This is a genomic window from Geothermobacter ehrlichii, from assembly GCF_008124615.1.
In the GTDB taxonomy this organism is placed as follows: Bacteria; Desulfobacterota; Desulfuromonadia; order Desulfuromonadales; family Geothermobacteraceae; genus Geothermobacter; species Geothermobacter ehrlichii.
On sequence record NZ_VNIB01000001.1, the window covers coordinates 17,245 to 40,037 of the forward strand.

The following is a 22,793-nucleotide window of genomic DNA, read 5'->3' on the forward strand; positions in this document are numbered from 1 at the left end:
ACGGTTGCGTCCTCGAGCCGGCCCCGGAGCCCGGCCGGAAGGTTTTGACTTTTCACCCCACCGTTGCTAAACTCGCTTGCCCCTGCCCGGAGGCGTTCCAGACGTTTTCCGCCGGCGGGAGAGTCCGTATTCGAAAGGTAAGAGAGCCTGTCATGCTGAGTCTGTTGATTTCCGCCGTGGCCAGTTTCGCCACCACGCTGCTGCTGCAGCATTTCGCCGGCTTCGACATCTGGGTCGCCATCTTCGGCGGCGTCATCGTTTTTGCCGGCGTCTATTTTCTGTTGCTCCGTTTCATCATGAAGAAGGTGCAGGTGATCATGGATACCGCCCAGCGCGACATCCAGGCCAACCGTACCGAAAAGGCGATCAAGGTCCTGCAGCAGGGCTACCGTTACGCCGCCTGGCAGTTCTACCTGCGGGAGCAGATCAATTCGCAGATCGGCGCCATCTACTACCTCAAGCGCGATTTCAGCAAGGCGTTCGAGTTTTTGCAGAAGGGCTTCTTCCGCAACTGGAGCAGCATGGCGATGCTGGCCATCTGCTACATGCACAAGAAGCAGAACTCGAAGATGATCAGCACCTTCGACAAGGCCCTGGCCGGCAACAAGAAGGAAGACATGCTCTACAATCTCTACGCCTTCTGTCTCGACCGGATCGGAGAGCGGGAAAAGGCGATCAAGATCCTGGAGAAGGGTCTGGGCAAGGTGGCCGACAAGGAGGCGATTCAGGTCAATCTCGACGCCCTGAAAGAAGGCAAGAAGATGAAGATGAAACAGTACGGCGATCTGTGGTACCAGTTTCATCTCGAAAAGCCCGGCGCACTCATCAAGAAGCAGACCCGGGCCATCCAGGGACGGCGCAAGATCGTCCGCCGCTGAGCATGGCAAGGCGCAAGAAGGCCCGCCGGACAGAAAGCGGAAACCCTTCCTTTCGCACCAGCCCCTTCAGCTCACTGAAGGGGCTGGCCGTTTCCGACGACAGCCCCTCCGCCGGGGCGAAAGCGCCGGCGTCACACCCAAGCCCTCCGGCCGAAGAGGATTTCCTGCAGGCGATGGCCGGTCTGGGCGTCAAGCCGCTGGACGGCACATCGGCCGTGCCGCCGGAGCCGGTTATGAAACCGGAGGCGGCGCAAGAGCCGGATGCCGAGCCCCCCGAAGATGAGCGCGACTTATTTCTGCAGGCACTGGGGCGGCTCGACGTTCGTTTCGAGGACGAGATTCCTGAAACTCCCACTCCGCCGGCGCCCCGCCGGATGAAACAGCTTGTGCGGGGAAAACTGCGCATCGAGGCCGAAATCGACCTGCACGGACTGACCCGCGACCAGGCGCTGGAAAAGCTGGAGCATTTTCTGGGCAACGCCGCCTATCACGGCTGGCGAACCGTGCGAGTGATTACGGGCAAGGGGCAACATTCGGCCGACGGTCCCGTTCTCAGGGAGGCGGTCGAACATCTGTTGCGCACCCGCCGGCTCGAGGCGGTGATCGAATGGGGGCGGGCGCCGCGTCAGTTCGGCGGTGGTGGGGCGCTGATCCTTTTTCTGCGCAGCTGAGTTTTGCAACCCGTTCGCGCCGCGAACCGGGTCCATCTTTCCTTCCTCATTCTCTTCCCTGTTCTTTTTTCCTGCCGTTTTTTTCATGGGGTTTACTCTCCGTCTGCCGATAAGAAAGGGGATTGATCCCTGAGCATTCTTCAAGCGCGGAGAAAACGGATGAACCGGGACGAGGTACTGCAGCAGATCATGGATTCGGGGGCGCTTCCGACCCTCTCCAACGTCGCCTCCAAGCTTATCGAAATTACCGGCCGGGAAGACACCACCATCTACGAGATCACCCAGCTGATCGCCCAGGATGTCTCCCTGTCGGCCAAGGTGCTCAAGGTCGTCAATTCGGCCTTCTACAACTTTCCCAACGAAGTGCGCTCCATTCAGCAGGCGGTGGCCATCCTCGGCACCAACGCGGTGCGCAGCCTGGTGCTTTCCTTTTCCTTCCTCAGCATGGAGAAGAAGCGGCGGGAAAAGGGCTTCAACTATCAGCGGTTCTGGGAGCAGTCGCTGGCGACGGCGGTGGCGGCCAAGCTGCTGGTCGGCGAGGTCGAAACCTCCATTGATCCGGAGGAGGTCTTTACCGTCAGCCTGCTGGTCAATATCGGCGTGCTGATACTCGCCCAGGCCTTTCCGGGGCGCTATGATGTCCTTTTGCAGCAGGCCGATTGCGGCAGTGACCGGCTGATTGCGCTGGAGGAGAAGGAACTCGGCATCGACCATGCCTATGTCGGTTCCCGTGCCGCCCGCCGCTGGCAGTTTCCGGAGACCCTGGTGCTGCCGATTCTCTACCACCACAACCCTGAGGACTATGCCGGCGACGACGCCGAACTGGCCAGGGAGATCCGCATCGTCTATCTGGCCGATCTGATCGCCAACATCCTCTATTCCGCCAGGCCGATCGATTTCGCCGATCGCTTCTGCAAGGAGGCGAAACGGCTGCTGAAGCTTTCCGGGTCGGCGGTCGACGGCATTCTGGAAAATGTCAGCGCCGAGGTGGCGAGCGCCGCCGACTATTTCGGGATGAAGATCGAGGGGACGCCGTCGATTCCCGAGATTCTGCAGAAGGCGAACATCGAGCTGAGTCTGCTCAACATGTCGTACGAGCAGATGAATCGCGAGCTTGTCGCCGCCAAGCTGGAGCTGGAGCGGCTCAACGCCGAGTTGCAGGAAAAGAATGCCTACCTGGAGGGGATCGCCAACCTGGACGGTCTGACCGGGGTCTACAATCACCGCTATTTCCAGGAACATCTCGACCGGGAGCTCAACCGCACCATTCGTGGCGGACATCCGTTGAGCCTGGTGATGATCGACCTGGACAATTTCAAGAAGATCAACGACTTTTACGGGCACCAGGCCGGTGATTTCGTGCTGCGCGAAGCCTGCGCCCTGTGGCGGGAGCAGGTGCGGGACTATGATCTGCTGGCCCGTTACGGCGGGGAGGAATTCGTGCTGGTGCTGCCGGAAACCGACGCCGAACAGGCCCTGGCGGTGGCGGAGAAGCTGCGGGCGGCCACGGCGGCGCATTTCTTCGGCAACCGCGGGGAACGGTACGAGGTCACCGCCAGTTTCGGGGTGAGCGTTTTCGATCCGGCCGACCGGGAGATGGACAAGAACCGGCTGATCGAACAGGCGGATGGCGCCCTTTACGAGGCCAAGAAGAAGGGGCGCAACCGGGTCGAGCTCTATACCCCGAAAAAGGGTGGCTGGCTGAAGCGGCTGAAGGCCTGAGGCTTATTGACAAGGCAGGCCGCGCAAAAAGGTCCGCATGCAAGGCATCCGAAATGTCGAGGCATGAGGCGTGCCCGGGATTGTACGTCGAATGCCGAGAGATGAGGATAACGCCGTAGACGGGCCTTTTTCAGCAGGCTCAGGATGTCGTCTCCGGGGTGTCTGTCGTTTTGCGGCGCGTGCTGCGGCGGCGCTTCGGCTTGTCTTCCGAGGCTTTTTCGTCGTCGCTGTCGGCGGACTGCCCGGTCGCGGTCGCGGTTTCGGTCGTCGCTTCCTGCTGCGTCTCATTGCTCTTTTTGCGCGCGGTGCGGCGACGCTTCGGCTTCTCCTCCGGCGCCTGTTCGCCGCTGTCGGCGGCCTGTTCGGTCGCGGTCGCGGTGTCGGTCGTCGCTTCCTGCTGCGTTTCGCCACTCTTTTTGCGCGCGGTGCGGCGACGCTTCGGCTTCTCCTCCGGCGCCTGTTCGCCGCTGTCGGCGGCCTGTTCGGTCGCGGTCGCGGCGTCTGTCGTCGCTTCCTGCTGCGTCTCATTGCTCTTTTTGCGTGCGGTGCGGCGACGCTTCGGCTTCTCCTCCGGCGCCTGTTCGCCGCTGTCGGCGGCCTGTTCGGTCGCGGCCGCGGCGTCCGTCGTCTTTTCCTGCTGCGTTTCGCCACTCTTTTTGCGCGCGGTGCGTCGACGCCTCGGCTTGTTCTCCGACGCCTGTTCGCCGCCGCTGTCGGCGGGCTGCTCGACTGCGGCCGCGGTTTCGGTCACCTTCTGCTGCGTCTCGTCCTTGCCGGCCGCCTCCGTGTCGGCGGGGAGGTCGCCGGTGGCTGCCTTGTCGGCCGACTTTCTCCTCCGGCGCCGGCTTCTTCGCTTCTCCTGCTGCCGTTCGCCGCTTGCGGTGTCTTCGTCCGCCGGCGCGCCGTTGTCGGTCCGTCTGGACGGGCTCTGCTGGTGCGGCTTCGCCTCATCCCCGGTTTCGGGAGTGTGTTTTCGTTCCGGCGCCAGACTTTTGGCCAGGGCGGTGGCGGCAGTGACCGGTTCGGCGCCCTCTCTCTTCTCGCCGCTCTGTTTCTCCCGTTTCTGCAGATCGAGAATGACCTCTTCCGCCTTCAGGTCGACCGTGGAGTGGATGACAATGCTCGTCTGGTAACGCCGCTCCATGTCGAGCAGCTCTTCCCGGCGGCTGTTGTGCAGGTAGTCGGCGACTTCGAGCGGCGCCCTGACTTCGACCCGGGCTATCTGCTTCTTGGCGATGGCGGCGTGGATCTTGCGCATGACGGCCACCGCCTGGGCCTCGGTGCTCTTGACCTTGCCCCGGCCGTTGCAGTGGGGGCAGGTGTTCCAGGCGCCGGCGGCGAGGGCGGCCTTGATGCGTTGCCGGCTCATCTCGAGCAGGCCGAACTGGCTGATCCGGCCGACGGTGACCCGGGCCTTGTCGCTGGCCAGGGCCGCCTTCAGGGTCTTTTCCACCTCGCGGACATGTTTGCGGTCGCGCATGTCGATGAAGTCGATGACGATCAGACCGCCGAGGTCGCGCAGCCGCAGCTGCCGGGCCACCTCGGTGGCCGCCTCCAGGTTGGTCTTGTAGGCCGTGGCCTCGATTCCCTGTTCACCGGCCATCTTGCCCGAGTTGACGTCGATGGCGACCAGGGCTTCGGTCGGGTCGATGACGATGGAGCCGCCGGAAGGGAGGTTGACCTGGTTCTGGGTGATGGTTTCGATCTGCTCTTCGATCTGGTACTTGGCGAAGATGGGGCGCTGTTCCTGGTGCAGTTTGACCAGGTGCACGAACTCGGGCATCACCTGGGAGAAGAACTCCCGCGCCTGCTGGTAGACCTGGGGATCGTCGATCAGCACCTCGTCCATGTCGGGCATGAAGTAGTCCCGGATGGAGCGGATGACGAGATTCGATTCCTGGTAGACGAGGGCCGGTGCCTGGCTGCCGTCAGCGTGGCTGCGAATGTTGCGGTAGAGCCGGACCAGGTAGTCGAGATCGCGCTGCAGTTCCTCGGCGCTGCGGCCTATGGCGGCGGTGCGGACGATGATGCCCATGTCCTCCGGCACCTGCAGGGCCTCGACCGCCTTGCGCAGGGCCTTGCGCTCTTCGCCGTCCGGAATCTTGCGGGAAATGCCCCGGGCCTTGTCGCCGGGCATCAGCACCATGTAGCGGCCCGGCAGGGAAAGATAGGTGGTCAGGGCGGCGCCCTTGTTTCCCCGCTCTTCCTTGACGATCTGCACCAGCAGTTCCTGGCCGCGACGCAGGATGTCATTGATGCGCGGCCGGGGCCGGTCGTCCTCTTCCTGTCCGGCATAGAGCGCAGGGTGAATCTCGCCGAGCTGCAGAAAGCCGAGGCGCTCGGCGCCGTAGTCGACAAAGGCGGCCTGCAGTCCGGATTCGACCCGCACCACGGTCGCCTTGTAGATGTTGCCCTTGGTCTGTTCCTGGCCGGCGATTTCGATGTCCAGTTCGGACAGGATGCCGTCTTCGATAATCGCCACCCGGTTCTCTTCGGGATGGGTGGCATTCACCAGCATTTTTCTGATCATGTGAAATCCTTTCGGCCGCCCCGCAGGACAGCCGCAAACTCGTTTTCGGGGTATTGACGCCCCCCGACGGCGACGGCCCGGCAGGCCGTGGACACCCTGTGTGTCACGGGCGCGCGGCCCCGCAGGGCGCGCATTCGCCTAACTATACCAGAGAATTGGATTTTTTTTGAAAAAAAAGGAGCGCTTTTCCCGTCCGTCGCGGTTCCCCGCGGCCGGCGGCTGTGTTATATAAGGTGGCCATGCTGCATCTGAACGACCTGCGCAAGGAGTTTGCCGACCGGGTGCTCTTTTCCGGGGTGAACCTGCACATCCGTCCAGGCGACCGGATCGGTCTCTGTGGAGACAACGGCAGCGGCAAGACGACGCTGCTGAAGATTCTCGCCGGCAGAATCGAGCCCGACGGCGGCCGCATCAGTTGCGCCCGGGGGACCACCTTCGGCTATTTGCCGCAGGACGGCCTGACCCATGCCGGCCGCACCCTGTTCGAGGAGGTCCGTTCCGGACTCGACGAGCTGGTCGCCATCGAAAAGGAGCTGTCCGAGCTGCAGCGGCGGCTCGAAACGGAGCCGGACGAGGAGCTGCTGCAACGCTACGCAGAGCTGGAAGAGTTCTTCGCCCGGCGCGGCGGCTACGCCATGGAGGCCGAGGTCGGGCGGGTGCTGCGCGGGCTCGGCTTTGCCGAAGCCGACTGGCAGCGCCCCTGCGAAACCTTTTCCGGCGGCTGGCAGATGCGTATCGCCCTGGCGAGACTGCTGCTGCGCCGTCCCAACCTGCTGCTGCTCGACGAGCCGACCAACCATCTCGATCTGCCGGCCCGCGACTGGCTGGAGAGCTACCTGCAGGGCTATCCGCACGCGGTGGTGCTGGTGTCGCACGACCGTTTCTTTCTCGACCAGGTGGTCGGCCGCATCGTCGAGCTGTGGAACGGCGGGTTGAGCGAGTATCCCGGCAACTACTCGGCCTATCTGCGTCTGCGCGAGGAGCGGATCGAGGCCCTGCGCGAGGCCAAGCGCCGGCAGGACGAGGAGATCGCCCGCATCGAGGCGTTCATCAACCGCTTCCGCTACCAGGCCAACAAGGCTTCCCTGGTGCAGAGCCGCATCCGGCAGCTGGAGAAGATGGAACGGATCGTTCTGCCGCCGCAGCGCAAGCGGATCGCCTTCCGTTTTCCCGAGCCGCCGAAGAGCGGCCGGGAGGTACTGGTACTGGAGGGCGCAAGCCAGGTCTATGGCGACTTGCGGGTTCTCGACGGCATCGATCTGCGGGTGGAGCGGGGGGAGCGCATCGCCCTGGTCGGTCCCAACGGGGCCGGCAAGTCGACCCTGATGCGGCTGCTGGCCGGGGTCGAGGCACCCGCCGCCGGCCGGCGCGTCGAGGGACACAATCTGGTGATGGCCTATTTCGCCCAGGATCAGGCGAAGGTGCTCGACCCGCAGAAGACGGTGCTGCAGCAGATGACCGAGGCTGCGCCCTTTTCCATGGTGCCGCGGGTGCGCGACATTCTCGGCAGCTTTCTGTTCAGCGGCGACGATGTCGACAAGCCGGTGCGGGTGCTTTCCGGCGGCGAGCGCAACCGCCTGGCGCTGGCCATCCTGCTGTTGCGTCCGGCCAACCTGCTGTTGCTCGACGAGCCGACCAACCACCTCGACCTGGCCTCCAAAGAGGTGCTGCTCGAGGCTCTCCGGGGGTACCGGGGGACCATGGTTTTCGTCAGTCACGACCGCTATTTCGTCGATGCCCTGGCCACCCGGGTGGTGGCGGTGGGCGGTGGGGGCATCGAGTCCTGGCCCGGCAACTACTCCGATTTTCTCGCCGCCAAGGCGGCCAGGGGCGAGACCGGGCACAGCGAGCTGCGGGTGGAGCAGAAGACGGCTGTCTCCGCCGACCGCAAGGACCGGGAGGCGATCCGCCGGGAGCACGCCCGGCGCAAGGCGGCCCAGCGGGCCGAGCAACGCCGGCAGCGGGAACTCGGGCAGGTCGAGGCCGAGATCGAAAGTCGGGAGACGGAGCTGGCCGCCCTGGAAGAGGAGATGGCGCGGCCGGAAAGCTATCAGGATCCGCAGCGCTGGAAGGAGCTGAGCGGGCGGCACGAAGAGCTCAAGGACGCCATCGACCGGCTCTATCGGCGGTGGGAGGAGCTTCAGCTCGAGGTTCCGGCCTGAACCGCCTGGCAAGGAGGGACAGATGACCGACAGCCCCCTGTACGTCGTTGCCGTCGCCAGTGAAAAGGGCGGGGTGGGCAAGACCACCATCGCCACCAACCTGGCGGTCTACCTCAAGGCGCTGGCGGAAGAACTGCCGGTGACCATCGCCTCCTTCGACAATCATTTCTCGGTCGACAACATGTTCGCCATCGGCGGCGGCAGCGCGGCGACCGTCGCCGGGCTCTTTCAGGACCGGCCGGCGGCCGGGCTGGTGCGTCTCGGCGAGTACGGCGTGCAGTTCATCGGTTCGGAGCGGCGGCTCGAACCGCCCGCCGACCCCACGCCCGATCTGCTGCGCCGGCGGCTGGCGGCCTCCGGCCTGTCCGGGGTGCTGATTCTCGACACCCGGCCGATTCTCGATTTTTTCACCCGCGCCGCCCTGGGAGCCGCCGACCTGGTGCTGGTGCCGGTCAAGGATCGCGCCTCGGTGGTCAACGCCGCCTCGATTCTGGCGGCGGCGGAAGGTGAGGAGCAGGGTCAGGAGCGGGTCTGGCTGGTGCCGAGTCTGATCGACGGTCGCCTGCGCCTGGGCAACGGAGTCGGCATGCGGGAATATCTGGCCTTTATCGGCCAGGAGCGCGGTTTCCGCCTGGCCCCGGCCGCCATTTCGAAAAGCCCCAAGGTGGAGAGCCTGGCTTCCGGGTTCGACAGCCGGATTCACCCGGTTCTGACCCGGGCCCGCGGTACGGCCGTTCACCGGCAGATGCGCGAGCTGGCCTCCTTCGTGCTGGAGCGGCGGCGGCAGGCGATGACCGAAGGCGGCCTGCGCTGCGCCGCGGTTCTTCAGGCTGACGTGCCGCCCGGGCGACGGCGCCGGCTGCTGCGGAAGTGTCCGGTCTGCGACCGTCCGGCCGACGGCTCGTCCGGTCGGCTCTTTCAGGACCGGCGCAGCCGCCGCCGGGGCGTGGTGCACGCGCCCTGTTTCGGGCGCCTGCTGGCCCGGACCGATATCGGAAGCATGATCGACGGATTCTCCGGCATCCTGGCTCTGGTCCTCTCCGGCTCCGGCCTGACCGGCGCCGAGCCGCAGGCCTGGCTCTGTCTCTACGACGGAGAGTGTCGGCTGGAACTGGAGGAGCGTGTTTCGGAGCGGGGGCTGCAGGAAATGCTGCCGTTCTTCGAGCGGGTCTGCGACCAGCCGGTCGAGTCGCTGCTGCGGGAGGTGATCCTTTTCCCCCTGCTGGATGAAAGCCCCGGGCAACTGCTGACCGCCTCCGGCGTTGGCGGCTGGCGGCAGCTGGCCCTGCGCGTGCTGCGGGAGGTGGCCGCCCGCAATCTGTAAAAGGAGCGCAGGCCGGACGCCTGCCTGCAGCCGGCATCAAGATGCGGCTTCGGGCGCAGTTTTCAGGCTTGAACCTTGCATTTCCAGCAGCCGCTGGAGGGCGTTCCGTGTCGCTGTCGGCGCCGGCCTGTTTCGGTCGCCGGTCCGGCCGGTCGGAACGAACGGTGGCCGTTTTGCTTGATTTTTTTAAAAAACGGCGTATTTTCAGTGCAATAGCAATTTCAATGACAGAGGTTGACCATGATTCTTTTGCCCAAGGGCAATCCCGTCAAGGAAAACATCGATCCTGGCAAGGTCAATCTGCCGGATGCCCTGGCCAAGCTGCAAAAAGGCAATTTCACCGGATACCTGCGATTTGACACGACCAAGGGGGTCGGGATTCTGATTTTCGACAAGGGCCGGCTGATCAGCGCCCTGTTCGAAGGTGGCACCCAGAGGGAGATCGCCTATGACGCCATCGCAGTCATCTTCGAGCGGTCGCTGGCCGGCGGTGCCGCCCTGAACATCTATCGGCTTTCCTCCGAGCTGGCGATGAGCGTTCATGCCCTGCTGCACGGCGAAGTTCTCTACAAGGGGCAGGAAGTAAAGCTGCTCGATATCCGGGCGTTGCTGGGCAAGCTCAAGGAAGACCGGATCACCGGCTGCCTTCGCATCTACACCACCGACCGGGTGGCCCTGATCTTCTATCGCGAAGGACAGCCGCTGGGCTTCTTCCACGACGGCTCGACGGAACTGGAGAAGACGGCGGAAAATTCCATGTCGGTCGCAAAGCTGCCCGGCGCCAAGATCGACGTGCTGACCTCCCGGGTTTCCGAAGAGGCGACCATGGCCGACCTGCTTGCCTCGGCCGATTTGACGGCGATCTGGCACAGAGCGCAGGACGCCGTCGCCCGGGAGCGGCGGGCCAGGGAGGAAGAGGCGGCCCGGACCCTCGAAGAGCGGGAGAAGGAGCGCCGGCTGAAGATCGCCGGTCTGCTCAGGGGCGTGGCGGAGAAGCATCTCGGCAAGATCGGCGCCCAGCTGGCCGACAAGGAGTTCGACAAGGCACTGGCCAATCAGGGTATCGTTTCGGAATCGGTGATGGAGGACTTTTACCGGCGTATCGGTCGGGCGGCCAAGCTGGTCGCCGGCCCTTCGACGGTGAAGCAGATGCTCGACGACATGCAGCGGGGCATCAGGGCCCTGCTCAAGACGGCCTGACCGATAGGTCGGGTTGTCTTCTTTACCTTACCGTGAATTCAGGACGCTGGTTGCAGGAGGCATTTTCATGGATTGGCATATCGCCCAACTGGTTCTCTGGCTCATTGCCGGTATCGTTTCTTTCTATTTCAGCATCGGCAACGCCCGGGTCTGGACCTCGATCGCCGTCGGGTTCGGGCTGATCGTCATCGGGGAACTGCTGCCCCAGGCTGTCCCCTATCTGCCCGGAGTCGGGGTGCCGCGGATCGAGGCGATGAGCTACATCGTCGGCACCATCTCGATCCTGGTGATGAGCCACGGTTTTCAGGAGTATTACGTCTTTTCCCGCACTCTCGAGTTCGAGGGGAACAAGGCCGTGGTCTACCTGGCGACGCTGGGAGTCGTCATCGCCTCGGTGATCTTCGTCTTCATCAACCCCCTGCCCGACGAAAGGACCCTGGAGATCATCCGGGTGGTGGAGAACTCCAACTGGGTCTTTTTGTCGCTGATCAACATCGACCTGATCCGGAAGATCTACGCCAACATCAAGGACAGCCCCATCAGCAAGGGCTTCATCGCCTTCATCGTGGTCTTCTTCTTCATCTTCCTCTGGCGGGGCTCCGAACTCTATATCCAGGTCTACCACTTTACCGATCCGGCGGTCGGCGAACTGTATCCCTTCCGCTTCCAGCTTTCGCAGATCTGTTCGGATGTGGGCAATTTTCTCGCCGGCATCTCGGTCGGCGGAACCTTCTTCTATCTGGCGCGGCTGTTGCGGTAGGCCGGGCGACGGGAGGCTGCCGGCGGCAGGTCGTCGACAGGCTGAAAGGCGAGGACAGGGCCGTTGGCGTACCCTGTTCAGTGGAGCGAGGCCCTCCGGAATACCCCGGAGGGCCTCGATGTATCCGGGTCAGTTGACGGCGGGATGTCCCTGGGGTGCCACCAGCACGATCTGGATGCGGCGGTTCTCCTCGCGTCCTTCCGGCGTGTCGTTGTCGGCGATGGGGCGATGTTCGCCGTAGCCGACGATGGCCAGGCGGCTGCCCGGAATGCCCACCCGGTCCTGGAGGAAATGGACCACGTTGGCGGCGCGGGCGGTGGAAAGCTCCCAGTTGCTGGGGAAACGGTCGCGCAGCCGGGCGCTGATGGGAACGTTGTCGGTGTGGCCTTCCACCAGGATGTCCTTGTCCTGGACGTTCTTCAGGATATCGCCGACGCGGGCCAGGATTTTCAGCCCTTCCGGCTTGATGTCGGCACTGCCGGAGTCGAACAGGATGCGCTCGACCATGTTAACGGTCAGCCGCCCCTGCAGTTCCGAAATGGTGATCTCGCCGCGCTTGATTTCCTCCTCCAGCTTGCCGACCAGGGCATCGTAGGTGGTTTTCATTTTTGCGATGCGGGCCTCGCGGGCGAGACGCTCACGTTCGACCTGTTTTTCCAGCTCGCGTTTCGCCGTTTCCAGCTCGTCGATCCGGCGGCGCATTTCGGCCATTGCCTTGCCGGCCTCGGCGCTGCGGGTCGACAGGACATCCTCCAGTCGCAGGATATCCTTCTGGGCCCTGTCCAGGTCGGCCTCGCAGGCGGCCAGGAGCTGGTCGGTCTCGTCCTTCTTCTTCTGCAGCGCCTCGTGTTTGGCGCGCAGGGCGTCAAAATCGTCGCTCAGATTCCGGTAGCGGCTCTGCAGGTCGCTGAACTCGGCCTGCAGGCCGTTGAATGCGGCCACCTGCTGCTCGTAGGTCGACTTGCTGACACAACCTGCCGCCATCAGGAGCAGGCAGGTGACGATGACGATTCTCGAAGTCACGTTCGCCTCCTTGCTTTCGCTGGTTTCGTTTGCGCCATTCTGGCCGCAACCGCCCACCCTGTAAAGGGAAAACAGCGTTCCGTTTTCCCTTGTCGGGGTCGAGGGGCTGTGATATAAAAAAGTGTTTTCAATAGCTTAGCGGCTGTTGATAAACAAACGCGGCCGAGGATGCGCTGTGGGCCGGCTTCGGTGTGCCGTCGGTCGGTTTCGCCGCCATTCACCTACTTTTTCAAAATTCAGGGGGCAGGGATGCATGAGATTCAACGCCTCGTCCGCGAGGCGCTGCGCGAGGATATCGGCCTGGGCGACCTGACCACCATGGCCACCATCGAACCGGGAACCATGGCCAGGGCCGAGCTGGTTGCCAAGGAGGATTTCGTTCTGGCCGGCATCGACGTCGCCCGGGAGGTGTTCCGGCAGCTCGATGCCGATACCGCCTTCGAGGCACTGAAGGCCGACGGACAGAAGATCGAGCGCGGTGACGTTCTGGCCTGGATCAAGGGCGAGGCGGCCGTTCTGCTGCAGGGGGAGCGGGTCGCCCTGAACCTGCTGCAGCGCATGAGCGGGGTCGCCACCCTGACCCGCAGGTACGTCGATGCCGTCGCCGGCACCGGAGCGGTCATCGTCGATACCCGCAAGACCACGCCCGGCCTGCGCGCCGTCGAGAAATACGCTGTGCGCATGGGGGGCGGCCGCAATCACCGCACGGCACTGTACGACGGCATCCTGATCAAGGAAAACCATATCGCCGCCGCGGGCGGCATCGGTGCGGCGGTCGAGCGGGCCCGCGACCGGGTGCCGCACCTGATGAAGATCGAGGTCGAGACCCGCGACCTGGACGAGGTCCGGCAGGCGCTGGAGGCCGGCGCCGATGCCATTCTGCTCGACAACATGAGTCTCGACCAGCTGCGCGAGGCGGTGGCGCTGGTCGACGGGCGGGCGCTGACCGAGGCCAGCGGCGGGGTCAACCTGGAGACGGTCGCCGATATCGCCGCCACCGGCGTCGATCTGATTTCGGTCGGCGCGCTGACCCATTCGTACCGTGCCGTCGATATTTCCATGCTGTTTCAGTAGTCGCTCCCCGATCCCGGGAGGAGGACCCGACGCTCCATTTTCGAGGGACGGAGACCTGTTTGCCAGCAACTGACGTGCGACAACAACTTCTTCGCCTGTTTCGCGAGGCGGGCGGTCAGCATGTTTCCGGAGCGCGGCTGAGTCGTGAGCTGGGGATCAGCCGGGCGGCCGTCTGGAAGCAGATCGAGTTGTTGCGCGCCAGAGGCTACCGGATCGAGGCCGAGCGCAGCCGGGGCTACCGCCTGCTCGGCGGTCCCGACCGGGTGACGCCGGAAGAGATCCGCTCCCGGCTCGGCGAAAGTCTCGTCGGACGACGGGTCGTCTGCTTCGAGCGTACCGATTCCACCAACCTGCAGGCCCTGCGTCTGGCCGAGCAGGGCGCCGAGGAGGGGACGGTTCTCATCGCCGAAGCCCAGGATGCCGGCAAGGGCCGGCTTGGTCGCAGCTGGCTCTCTCCCCCCGGGGTCAACCTCTACACGTCGATCATCCTCCGTCCCGAGATTCCTCCCTGGGACGCGCCGCAGATGACCTTTCTCGCTGCGATGGCGGTGGTACGCGCCGTCGAGGAGGTCTGCGCCCTGTCGCCCCGCGTCAAGTGGCCCAACGACCTGCTGCTGGGAGGGCGCAAGGTCGCGGGGCTGCTCAGCGAACTGAGCGCCGACATGGACCGGGTGCGCGCCGTCGTTCTCGGCATCGGCCTGAACGTCAACATGAGCCCCGAACAGATCCCGTCGACTCTCCGCTATCCGGCGACCTCCCTGGCCATCGAGGGGGGACGGAACTATTCCCGGATCGATCTCGCCTGCGCCATCTGCCGGCATCTCGATGCTCTCTACCGCCTCTATCGGGAGCGGGGTTTCGAACCGGTACGTCTGGCCTGGGAAGCGAACTGCGACCTGATTGGCCGGCGGGTCGAAGTCTCCTGTGGCGAGGGAACGCTGCGCGGCCGGGTCAGGGGCATCGACGGCGACGGCGCCCTGCTGCTCGATGGGCCCGGCGGCGGGGTCGAAAGGATACTGGCCGGGGATGTCAGACCGCTCGGGACGGACCCGGGTGAACAGGCAACGAAGGAACATTGACATGCTTCTGGTTATCGACATCGGCAACAGCAACACCGTTTTCGGCATCTACCGCTCTCAAGAGCTGCTGCACCACTGGCGGCTGACCACCGACAAGGCGCGGACCTCCGACGAATACGCCATGCTGATTCATGAGCTGTTCAGCATGGCGGGGCTGCATTTCCGGGACGTCGAGGACGTCATCATCTCGAGTGTCGTTCCCCCCATGCTGCAGGTTCTCGAACAGCTCTGCCGCACCTATTTCGACCTGCAGCCCTGCGTCGTCGGTCCCGGCATCAGGACGGGGATGCCCATTCTCTACGACAATCCGCGCGAGGTCGGTGCCGACCGCATCGTCAACGCGGTGGCCGCCTACGAGCTGAAGAAACGCAGCCTCATCGTTGTCGATTTCGGCACGGCGACCACCTTCGACTACATTTCGGCGCGAGGGGAATACCTCGGCGGCGCTATCGCTCCCGGCCTGGTCATTTCGACCGAGGCGCTGTTCGAAAAGGCGAGCAAGCTGCCGCGGGTCGAGGTCGCCAGGCCGCCGGCGGTCATCGCCAAGAACACGGTCAACAGCATCCAGGCGGGCCTGTTCTACGGCTATTGCGGCCTGGTCGACGGCATCGTGCGGAAGATGCAGCAGGAGGCCGGCGACAGTCCCGCCGTTCTGGCCACCGGCGGGCTGGCTTCGTTGCTGGCCGAAGTTTCGGAAACCATCGAGGAGGTTCATCCCAACCTGACCCTGGAGGGGCTGCGCATCATCCATCAGCGCAACCGGAGCGGTCTTTGACACCCCCGGGGGCGGGTGATACGATCAAAATCTTAACATCCGCCAAGAGTCAACCTGCGAGAGGATCCGATCGATCCTGTCACAATTTCAGCTCCCGCCGGCAGGCGGGGTGAAAGGAGCGGCCATGGGAAAGTACGACACCTCGAAGATCAGAAATCTTGGAATTGTGGGCCAGGGGGATGCCGGCAAGACATCCCTGACCGAAGCGATGCTGTTCAATACCGGGATGACCGATCGTCTCGGCAAGGTTGATGACGGAACCTCCAACATGGATTTCGAGCCGGAGGAGGTCAAGCGGCGGATCACCATCAGCTCCAGCCTGCATCATTGCGAATGGGACGGCCACGGGTTGCACCTGGTGGACACTCCCGGCTACACCAACTTTCTGCACGATACCCGCAACTGCCTGCGCATCCTCGGCGGAGCGGTTCTGGTCATCTCGGCGGTCGACGGGGTCAAGGCCCAGACCAACCGGATCTGGAAGTGGATGGATGAGTTCGAGGTGCCCCGCATCGCCTTCGTCAACAAGCTCGACCGCGAGCGGGCCGACTATCTCAAGGCGCTCGACGATCTGGAAAAGGCGCTGGGGACCCGGCCGGTGCCGGTGAACATGCCGATCGGCAGCGAGGCCGACTTCAAGGGGATCATCGACCTGGTGCACATGAAGGCCCGGATCTTCCAGTTCGACGAAAAGGGAACCTATTCCGAGGAAGAGATTCCAGAAGAGTACCGCGAGGAGGCCGAGCGCCTGCGGTTCATGCTGGTCGAGGCGGCGGCCGAAGCCGACGACGACCTGATGGAGAAATACCTCGAAACCGAAGAGCTGACCGATGAGGAGATCTACGCCGGGCTGCGCGAAGGGACGCTGACCGGCGTTTTCACGCCGGTGCTCTGCGGCAGCGCCACCGCCAACATCGGCGTCCGCCAACTGCTCGACTACATCGTCGCCTGCCTGCCGTCGCCGCTGGACAAGGGGACGCAGATCGGCACCGATCCCAAGACCGGCGACGAGGTCAAGCGCAATCCCGACCCGGCCGAGCCCTTCTCCGCCATGGTCTTCAAGACCATCAGCGATCCCTATGCCGGCAAGCTGACCCTCTTCAGGATCTATTCGGGTTCGATCCGGCCCGACACCAGTGTCTACAACCCGAACCGCGACTGCAACGAACGCCTGTCGACCCTCTACGAGATGGAGGGGAAGAAGCAGAAACCGATGACCGAGGCCGAGGCCGGCGATATCGTCGCCGTGGCCAAGCTCAAGGAGACCATGACCGGCGACACCCTCTGTGATCCCGCCAAGCCGGTCATCTACGAAAGCCCTCTGGCTCTGAAACCGGTCATTTCCTTCGCCCTGGAGGCCAAGAGCAAGGGGGACGAGGACAAGATCATGTCCGCCCTGCACCGGCTGATGGAAGAGGATCCCACCCTGCAGGTGCAGCGCGACGACGAAACCAAGGAGATGATCCTCTCCGGTATGGGGCAGGTCCACATCGAGGTTGCCTGCGAGAAACTGAAGCGCAAGTTCGGGGTCGACGTGGTGCTGAAGGAGCCGAAGGTTCCCTACCGCGAAACGATCAAGAAGGCGGTGGACATGTCCTACCGGCACAAGAAGCAGTCGGGCGGCCGCGGCCAGTTCGCCGATGTCACCATCAAGGTCGAGCCGCTGCCGCGCGGCGAGGGGTACGAGTTCGTCGACAAGATCGTCGGCGGTGTCATCCCGCGTCAGTTCATTCCGGCCGTCGACAAGGGAATCCAGGAGGCCTACCGCAAGGGGCCCCTGGCCGGCTACCCGGTTCAGGACATTCGCGTCACCTTGTTCGACGGTGGCCATCACAGCGTCGACTCATCGGAGATGGCCTTCAAGATCGCCGGCTCCCAGGCCTTCAAGAAGGCGGTCGAGGCGGCTGGTCCGGTTCTGCTCGAGCCGATCATGGAGATGGAGGTCACTGTACCCGACGAATGTGTCGGCGACGTGATCGGCGACATGAACTCGCGCCGCGGCAAGGTGCTCGGCGTCGATCCCCTGGGGAGCAACCAGGTGGTCAAGGTGCATGTTCCCATGGCCGAGGTGCTCAAGTACGCTCCCGAGTTGCGGTCGATGACCTCGGACCGGGGGCTGTTCACCATGGAATTTTCCCACTACGAGGAGGTGCCGTCGCACCTGACCGCCAAGATCGTCGAGGCGGCGAAGCAGGCCGAGTGATATCGTTCCTGCACCCGGTTCCGGCCGGGTGCAGGACTTTTCGCCGGCATGGAGATACTGTTGGCGGAGAGCTGCTTTTTAATCAGGAAGGGGTGACAGGAGATGGACAAGCGTGACGATGAACTCTTCGGTTTCGACGCCGAAGGGGAAGACGAGGCGCCGGAGATCGAGGAGGAGCTGACCATCGACAGCCTGGATGACGAGGAAGGGGAGGCAAAAGCTGCTTCCGGTCGAGGCGATGACTTTGGCTTCGATTTCGCCGAAGCGGAGCCGAACACCGCGTCGGTCGGGGACGAGGAGCCGCTCGATGTCACCTTCTCGGGCGACCAGCCCGAGGCGCCGCCGTCGGCGTCGTCCGCAACGCCGGTACTCACGGCGCTACAGGGCGACGAAGAAGGGGAGCCGCTCGAAGCCCTGCTGCAGGAGCAGGAGGAGCACGAAGCGAAGCGGTCGCCCTCCCGGTTGCTGCTGCTTCTGCTGCTGGCGGTCGCTGCCGCTGCCGTCTTCTTCCTGGTTGATCGAGGCGGAGAACAGGCTCCCGCTCCAGCGTCAGTCGCCAGCAAGAAGCTGCCGATCAAGCCGCCGCCGGCGGCGAAGGAGAAGCCGGTCACCGAGGTGGTCGAGCGGCGGCCGGTCGCTGTTGCCGGAGAGGAAAGGCTGACCGCCAACGCGTCCGCAGCGAAGACGGTGGCACCGACAGCCGCTGATGCTGGCAAGGCCGGCAGCGAAAGAGAGGCCGCGGTGGCGTCCCTGCCCGAAAAGTCTGCTGCTGCGGCGCAGCCAGAAGCGGCAGAGTCCCCGGCGAAGCCGGCGACCGAGGTCAAAACGGTGGCAGAGCAGGCGGCGACAGCAGCGGCCGAACAGAAGCCGGTCGCGCCTCCGGCCGCCGGGACATCCTCTGGCCAGCAAGAACAGCCGGCTGGCGGGGCGTTGTCCGCGGGCTACCGGGTGCGCGTAGGTGCTTTCATTTTGCCCGCGAATCTGCGCGACGCCCTCGCGACGGTAAAGAAGCTTGGCTATGAACCCCGGGTCGAGGCGGGGAAAATCACCCGCTCCATGGTTCGCCTGCGCTACGGCGTCTATCCCCGCCAGGAGGCCCGGCGGCATCTCGATGAGCTGAAGAAGATCGCGCCGGGGGCCTTTGTCGTTTATGAGCAGGAGAAGGGGGCCGTCTATGCCGGTTCTTTTGTCAATGTCGACAAGGCGCGGCGCTATGCTGACGTCCTTTGGGAAAAGAAAGGGATTCGCCTCGACGAGGTCAAGGTCGATGTCCAGGTGCCGCTGAAAAAGGTGAGTATCGGACCCTTTTCCGATCGCGCCGCCGCCCGAAAGGCGGCCGCGGCGATGCGCCAGGCAGGGCTCGAAGGCGAGATTGTCGCTCCTTGAGCGTCCGAGGGTCGTTCGTGTCGGAACAGGTCAGAAAGGTCAAGCTGAAGGTTTCGCCGGCGGTGGCCCGGGTGGTTGCCGCCGGCGCCCCACGTGATGTCAAGCTGGCGGCGGCCAAAGCGGCGCTGCCGTTGGACGGCCGTGACCTGGTGACCGTCCTCTTCCTGTTCGCCTACGGCAAGGATGAGGAGCTGAAAGAGCTGGCGCGCGGGACCGTCCGGGAGCTTCCCGCCGGCATTTTGCAGGCACTGATCGCCGACGATGGTACCCATCCGCAGCTGCTCGACTTTCTGGCGCGGTTCCGGATGCGGGATCTGGCTCTGATGGAGCAGCTTCTCATCCATCCGAACCTGCCCGATGCCACGTTGCTGCACGTCGCCCGCCAGGCCGACGGTACGGTGGTGTCGCTGATCGCCAACAACGCCGAGCGGCTGATCGGCTGCCCGGATCTGGTCGACGCCATCTTCGCCAATCCGAAGGTGGACAAGGCGGTGAAGTACCGTCTCGGCTGGGTCGATCCGGAGAAGAAGCAGGAGCCGGCGGCGCAGCAGAAGGTGGCCCCTGCCGGTGCTGAAGATGAGGACGAAGACGAGGATTTCGGCGAGATCGAGGAGCTGGACGACGATGACTTGCCGAAGTCGAAATACCAGTTGCTGCTCACCTTCGGCGTGTCGGACAAGATCAAGATGGCCCTGACCGGCGACAAGGAGTGGCGCAGCCTGCTGGTCAAGGATCCCAACAAGCTGGTCTGCTCGGCGGTGCTGAAAAACCCGCGCATCACCGAGGGCGAGGTACTGGCCATCGCCCGCAACAGAAGCTCCAACGACGAGCTGATCCGACTGATCACCCTCAACCGGGAGTGGGTGAAGAACTACGAAATCCGCAAGGCCCTGGTCATGCATCCCCGCACACCCCTGCCCAAGGCGCTGCGCTACATGGCGACGCTGTCGGAAAAGGAACTGAAGGAGCTGGCCAAGAGTCGCAACGTCTCCCAGGTGATTGTCAACAATGCCCGGCGGATGTTGATGGCCAAGGAGAAGCGCCGATGAGGGAGTGGAACGAAACATGACGGACAAACAGAATTTCACCATCGGAATCCTCACCCTTTCGGACAAGGGGGCCCGCGGCGAGCGGGTCGACGAAAGCGGCCCGTTGCTGGCCGAAATGTGCACCGGGCTGGGCGAGGTGATTCGGACGGCGATCATTCCGGACGAGCAGGAGCGCATCGTCGAGGTTCTGATCGACTGGGCCGACAACCTTCGGCTCGATCTGGTGCTGACCACCGGCGGCACAGGCCTGTCTCCGCGCGATGTCACTCCGGAAGCGACCCTGCAGGTGGTCGACCGGCTGGTACCGGGCATGGCCGAGGCGATGCGGCTGGAGAGCCTGAAGAAGACGCCGCATGCCATGCTGTCGCGGGGCGTGGTCGGCATGCGCGGAGAAACCCTCATCGTCAATCTCCCTGGCAGCCCGAAAGCGGCCCGGGAAAATTTCGCGGTGCTGCTGCCGGCGCTGTCGCACGCCCTGGGCAAGCTCAAGGGCGATCCCACCGATTGCGGCCGCTGAGCCGTTTTCGGGCCGGCAAGAGGGAGAAAAAGCATGGAACGAAAAAAGGTTCTGCTGGTCGATGATGTCGAGCTCTTTGTCGAGCTGGAAAAGACTTTTTTTCATCGCGCCAACGTGACCCTGCTGGTGGCGCGCAACGGGGCGCAGGCGGTCGAGATCGCCCGCCGGGAACGCCCAGACCTGATCTTCATGGACCTGTTCATGCCGGTCATGGATGGCGATCAGGCCTGCATGCGCATCAAGGCCGACCCGGAACTTGCCCATATCCCGATTGTCATGGTTACCCATGGCGGGCGGGAAGACTATTTGCAGCGCTGCCGGAAAGCCGGTTGCGACGATGTGCTGCTCAAACCGGTCAACCGCCACAAGTTCACCGCCGTCGCCAGCCGCTATCTCGGGTTGCAGGAAAGGCGCGCCCCCCGCGTACCGGTCCGCCTGCAGGTTCGTTATGGCAACGGCCCGGAGAAAGAACTGACCGACTTCAGCATCAACCTGAGTACCGGCGGCCTCTTTCTGGTCACCGATCACCCGCTGCCGGTCGACACCGAGCTGCGCCTTTCTTTCGTGTTTCCGGACCGCAACAGGCCGGTCGTCGCCCGGGCCCGGGTCGCCTGGATCAATGACGACGACGAAAGAGTCAAGCCGGAATTGCCCACCGGCATGGGCGTGCAGTTCGTCGATCTCTCCCTCGACGATCTGCGGGCGATCCGCGCCTTTGTTCGCCGGCAGTTGATGGAAGAGATGGATAACTGAAACCGTCTGTCGGCTTGCTTGGTGCAAGCCTTGTCCTTTTTGCTCCCGTCCCTGTTGCGGGATTTTTCTTTTTTTGACCTGAGTCAATTGCATCTCCCTGAAAGGTGGCTAATCTTTATCGGAAACGATGGAGCTGACGGCTCCACAGCGACTCAAGGTAAGCAACGAAAGGGAGGTTTGACATGAAGAGAGTAGGACGGTTGACGCTGATGGCGTTGCTTCTGGCTGCTGCCGGGCTGTGTTTTGCCGGCAACGCTTCGGCCAAGGAACCGAGGATTTCGAAAGAGACGGCCCAGTGTCTCGATTGCCACGAGGGGATGCCCGGGATCGTCAGCCAGTGGGAAGACAGCGCCCACTGGAACGCCGGTGTCGGCTGCTACGAGTGCCACAAGGCCGACAAGTCCGATCCGGACGCCATGGAGCATTATGGCTTCCAGGTAGCGGTGATCGTTTCGCCGCGTGACTGCGGCGCCTGCCATCCGAGGGAAGCCGCCGAGCAGGAAGCCAGCCACCACGCCAAGGCCGGCGACATACTGAACACCAAGGACGGTCTGCTCGGCCAGACCATCGGCGGCGAGCCGGCCGTCGCTGTCGGTTGCCGGCAGTGCCACGGCTCCATCGTCAAGGTCAGGGAGGACGGTTCCCTCGATCCGGCCACCTGGCCCAACACCGGAATCGGCCGGATCAATCCGGACGGGTCCAAGGGAACCTGTTCGGCCTGCCACACCCGGCATCGCTTCAGCAAGGAGCAGGCCCGTCAGCCCGAAAGCTGCGGCAAGTGCCATCTCGGCCCCGACCATCCGCAGAAGGAAGTCTACGAAGAATCGAAGCACGGCATTCTCTATCGCGCCTTCAAGGACGATCTCAATATGGATCATCCCAAGTGGATTGCAGGCGAGGACTACTACGATGCGCCCACCTGCGCCACCTGTCACATGAGCGCCACACCGAACCAGGGTGTGACCCATGACGTCGGAACGCGACTTTCCTGGAACCTGCGGGCACCTGTTTCCAAGCGTACCGACAACTGGCAGCAGAAGCTCGACAGCATGAAGGATGTCTGCTCGGCCTGTCACAGCAGCCCCTTCGTCGAGGGCTTCTACCAGCAGCTCGATGCGTTCATCGGTCTCTACAACGACAAGTTCGCCGTTCCGGCCAAGGAGATCCGCGACCTGCTGATGGAAGAGGGCGTGATCAGCAAGGGCAACTTCGACGACGAAATCGACTGGATCTACTGGGAGCTCTGGCACCACGAAGGCAGGCGTGCCCGTCACGGGGCGGCCATGAGCGGTCCCGACTACGCCTGGTGGCACGGCATCTACGACATGGCCAAGGCCTTCTACAACCACCTGCTGCCCAAGGCAAAGGAGGCCTGTGAGAAGGCCGGCAAGCCCGAGGTGTACGAGAAGATCCTGGCCAAGTACATCGACGGTCGGCCGGAACACCAGTGGTTCACCAAGGGATTCGATCCGAAACGGATCGAGCAGATCAAGAAATACTACAAGGAGCGCTACAACCAGGACGTGAAGTAATGTCCGTCTGCTTTGCCACAAGGGAGCGCAAAGGGGCCGGTCGGGTTTATCCCGGCCGGCCCCTCTCTTTAGGGACTGGTGAACACGGAGATCGTGAGATCGTGGAAAAGTAAAATTGACCCACCTTGTCAACTCATGTTGCGGATTCAGATATA

General features: G+C 63.6%; 18 protein-coding genes. 16 read left to right on the plus strand and 2 right to left on the minus strand.

Annotation, left to right across the window (positions count from 1 at the left end):
- Positions 1-152 precede the first annotated feature (152 nt).
- From EDC39_RS00075 to EDC39_RS00085, 3 genes are all read left to right on the plus strand, one after another.
- The gene (locus EDC39_RS00075) at positions 153-878 is read left to right on the plus strand and encodes a tetratricopeptide repeat protein (protein ID WP_148894063.1); all 726 of its coding nucleotides are present in this window, start codon (positions 153-155) and stop codon (positions 876-878) included.
- A 2-nt stretch (positions 879-880) separates the two neighbouring features.
- Complete coding sequence (locus EDC39_RS00080; RefSeq protein WP_148894064.1) at positions 881-1,549, plus strand: Smr/MutS family protein; 669 nt, start codon at positions 881-883, stop codon at positions 1,547-1,549.
- Between the two features lie 159 nt (positions 1,550-1,708).
- Complete coding sequence (locus tag EDC39_RS00085; protein WP_148894065.1) at positions 1,709-3,271, plus strand: sensor domain-containing diguanylate cyclase; 1,563 nt, start codon at positions 1,709-1,711, stop codon at positions 3,269-3,271.
- Between the two features lie 139 nt (positions 3,272-3,410).
- Here EDC39_RS00085 and EDC39_RS00090 read toward each other — a convergent pair whose 3' ends face one another.
- Positions 3,411-5,801 (minus strand): Rne/Rng family ribonuclease, encoded by a 2,391-nt coding sequence (locus tag EDC39_RS00090; protein WP_148894066.1) that lies wholly within the window; start codon positions 5,799-5,801, stop codon positions 3,411-3,413.
- A gap of 239 nt (positions 5,802-6,040) precedes the next feature.
- On the opposite strand from EDC39_RS00090, the gene EDC39_RS00095 reads away from it, so the two are divergent.
- The 4 genes from EDC39_RS00095 (at position 6,041) to EDC39_RS00110 (ending at position 11,247) form a co-directional block, all read left to right on the plus strand.
- The gene (locus tag EDC39_RS00095) at positions 6,041-7,963 is read left to right on the plus strand and encodes an ABC transporter ATP-binding protein (RefSeq protein ID WP_148894067.1); all 1,923 of its coding nucleotides are present in this window, start codon (positions 6,041-6,043) and stop codon (positions 7,961-7,963) included.
- A gap of 22 nt (positions 7,964-7,985) precedes the next feature.
- Positions 7,986-9,287, plus strand: coding sequence for a ParA family protein (locus tag EDC39_RS00100; RefSeq protein ID WP_148894068.1), 1,302 nt, complete (start codon positions 7,986-7,988; stop codon positions 9,285-9,287).
- Between the two features lie 240 nt (positions 9,288-9,527).
- Positions 9,528-10,487, plus strand: coding sequence for a GTPase-activating protein (locus tag EDC39_RS00105; protein ID WP_148894069.1), 960 nt, complete (start codon positions 9,528-9,530; stop codon positions 10,485-10,487).
- A gap of 67 nt (positions 10,488-10,554) precedes the next feature.
- Positions 10,555-11,247 (plus strand): hypothetical protein, encoded by a 693-nt coding sequence (locus EDC39_RS00110; protein WP_148894070.1) that lies wholly within the window; start codon positions 10,555-10,557, stop codon positions 11,245-11,247.
- Positions 11,248-11,376: 129 nt separating this feature from the next.
- On the opposite strand, the gene EDC39_RS00115 is transcribed toward EDC39_RS00110, so the two are convergent.
- Positions 11,377-12,270 (minus strand): OmpA family protein, encoded by an 894-nt coding sequence (locus EDC39_RS00115; RefSeq protein ID WP_148894071.1) that lies wholly within the window; start codon positions 12,268-12,270, stop codon positions 11,377-11,379.
- A 249-nt stretch (positions 12,271-12,519) separates the two neighbouring features.
- Here EDC39_RS00115 and nadC point away from each other — a divergent pair, with 249 nt between their 5' ends.
- From nadC to EDC39_RS00160, 9 genes are all read left to right on the plus strand, one after another.
- Positions 12,520-13,344: a carboxylating nicotinate-nucleotide diphosphorylase gene (gene nadC / locus EDC39_RS00120; protein ID WP_148894072.1), complete on the plus strand. Its 825-nt coding sequence runs from the start codon at positions 12,520-12,522 to the stop codon at positions 13,342-13,344.
- Between the two features lie 59 nt (positions 13,345-13,403).
- The gene (locus EDC39_RS00125; protein ID WP_148894073.1) at positions 13,404-14,423 is read left to right on the plus strand and encodes a biotin--[acetyl-CoA-carboxylase] ligase; all 1,020 of its coding nucleotides are present in this window, start codon (positions 13,404-13,406) and stop codon (positions 14,421-14,423) included.
- 1 nt (position 14,424) lies between these two features.
- A complete protein-coding gene (locus tag EDC39_RS00130; protein WP_148894074.1) occupies positions 14,425-15,198 on the plus strand; it encodes a type III pantothenate kinase in 774 nt (257 codons plus the stop codon).
- Positions 15,199-15,322: 124 nt separating this feature from the next.
- Positions 15,323-17,401: an elongation factor G gene (gene fusA, locus EDC39_RS00135; RefSeq protein ID WP_148894075.1), complete on the plus strand. Its 2,079-nt coding sequence runs from the start codon at positions 15,323-15,325 to the stop codon at positions 17,399-17,401.
- Between the two features lie 102 nt (positions 17,402-17,503).
- A complete protein-coding gene (locus EDC39_RS00140; RefSeq protein ID WP_148894076.1) occupies positions 17,504-18,787 on the plus strand; it encodes an SPOR domain-containing protein in 1,284 nt (427 codons plus the stop codon).
- A 17-nt stretch (positions 18,788-18,804) separates the two neighbouring features.
- Complete coding sequence (locus EDC39_RS00145) at positions 18,805-19,836, plus strand: hypothetical protein (RefSeq protein ID WP_148894077.1); 1,032 nt, start codon at positions 18,805-18,807, stop codon at positions 19,834-19,836.
- Between the two features lie 16 nt (positions 19,837-19,852).
- Positions 19,853-20,353 carry a MogA/MoaB family molybdenum cofactor biosynthesis protein gene (locus EDC39_RS00150; protein ID WP_148894078.1) on the plus strand — a complete coding sequence of 167 codons (501 nt, stop codon included), beginning with the start codon at positions 19,853-19,855 and terminating at the stop codon, positions 20,351-20,353.
- A gap of 33 nt (positions 20,354-20,386) precedes the next feature.
- On the plus strand, positions 20,387-21,106 hold the full coding sequence (locus EDC39_RS00155) for a TIGR02266 family protein (RefSeq protein WP_148894079.1): 720 nt from the start codon (positions 20,387-20,389) through the stop codon (positions 21,104-21,106).
- 182 nt (positions 21,107-21,288) lie between these two features.
- Entirely contained in the window at positions 21,289-22,638 is a 1,350-nt protein-coding gene (locus EDC39_RS00160) for a multiheme c-type cytochrome (RefSeq protein ID WP_148894080.1), read from the plus strand.
- Positions 22,639-22,793 lie beyond the last annotated feature (155 nt).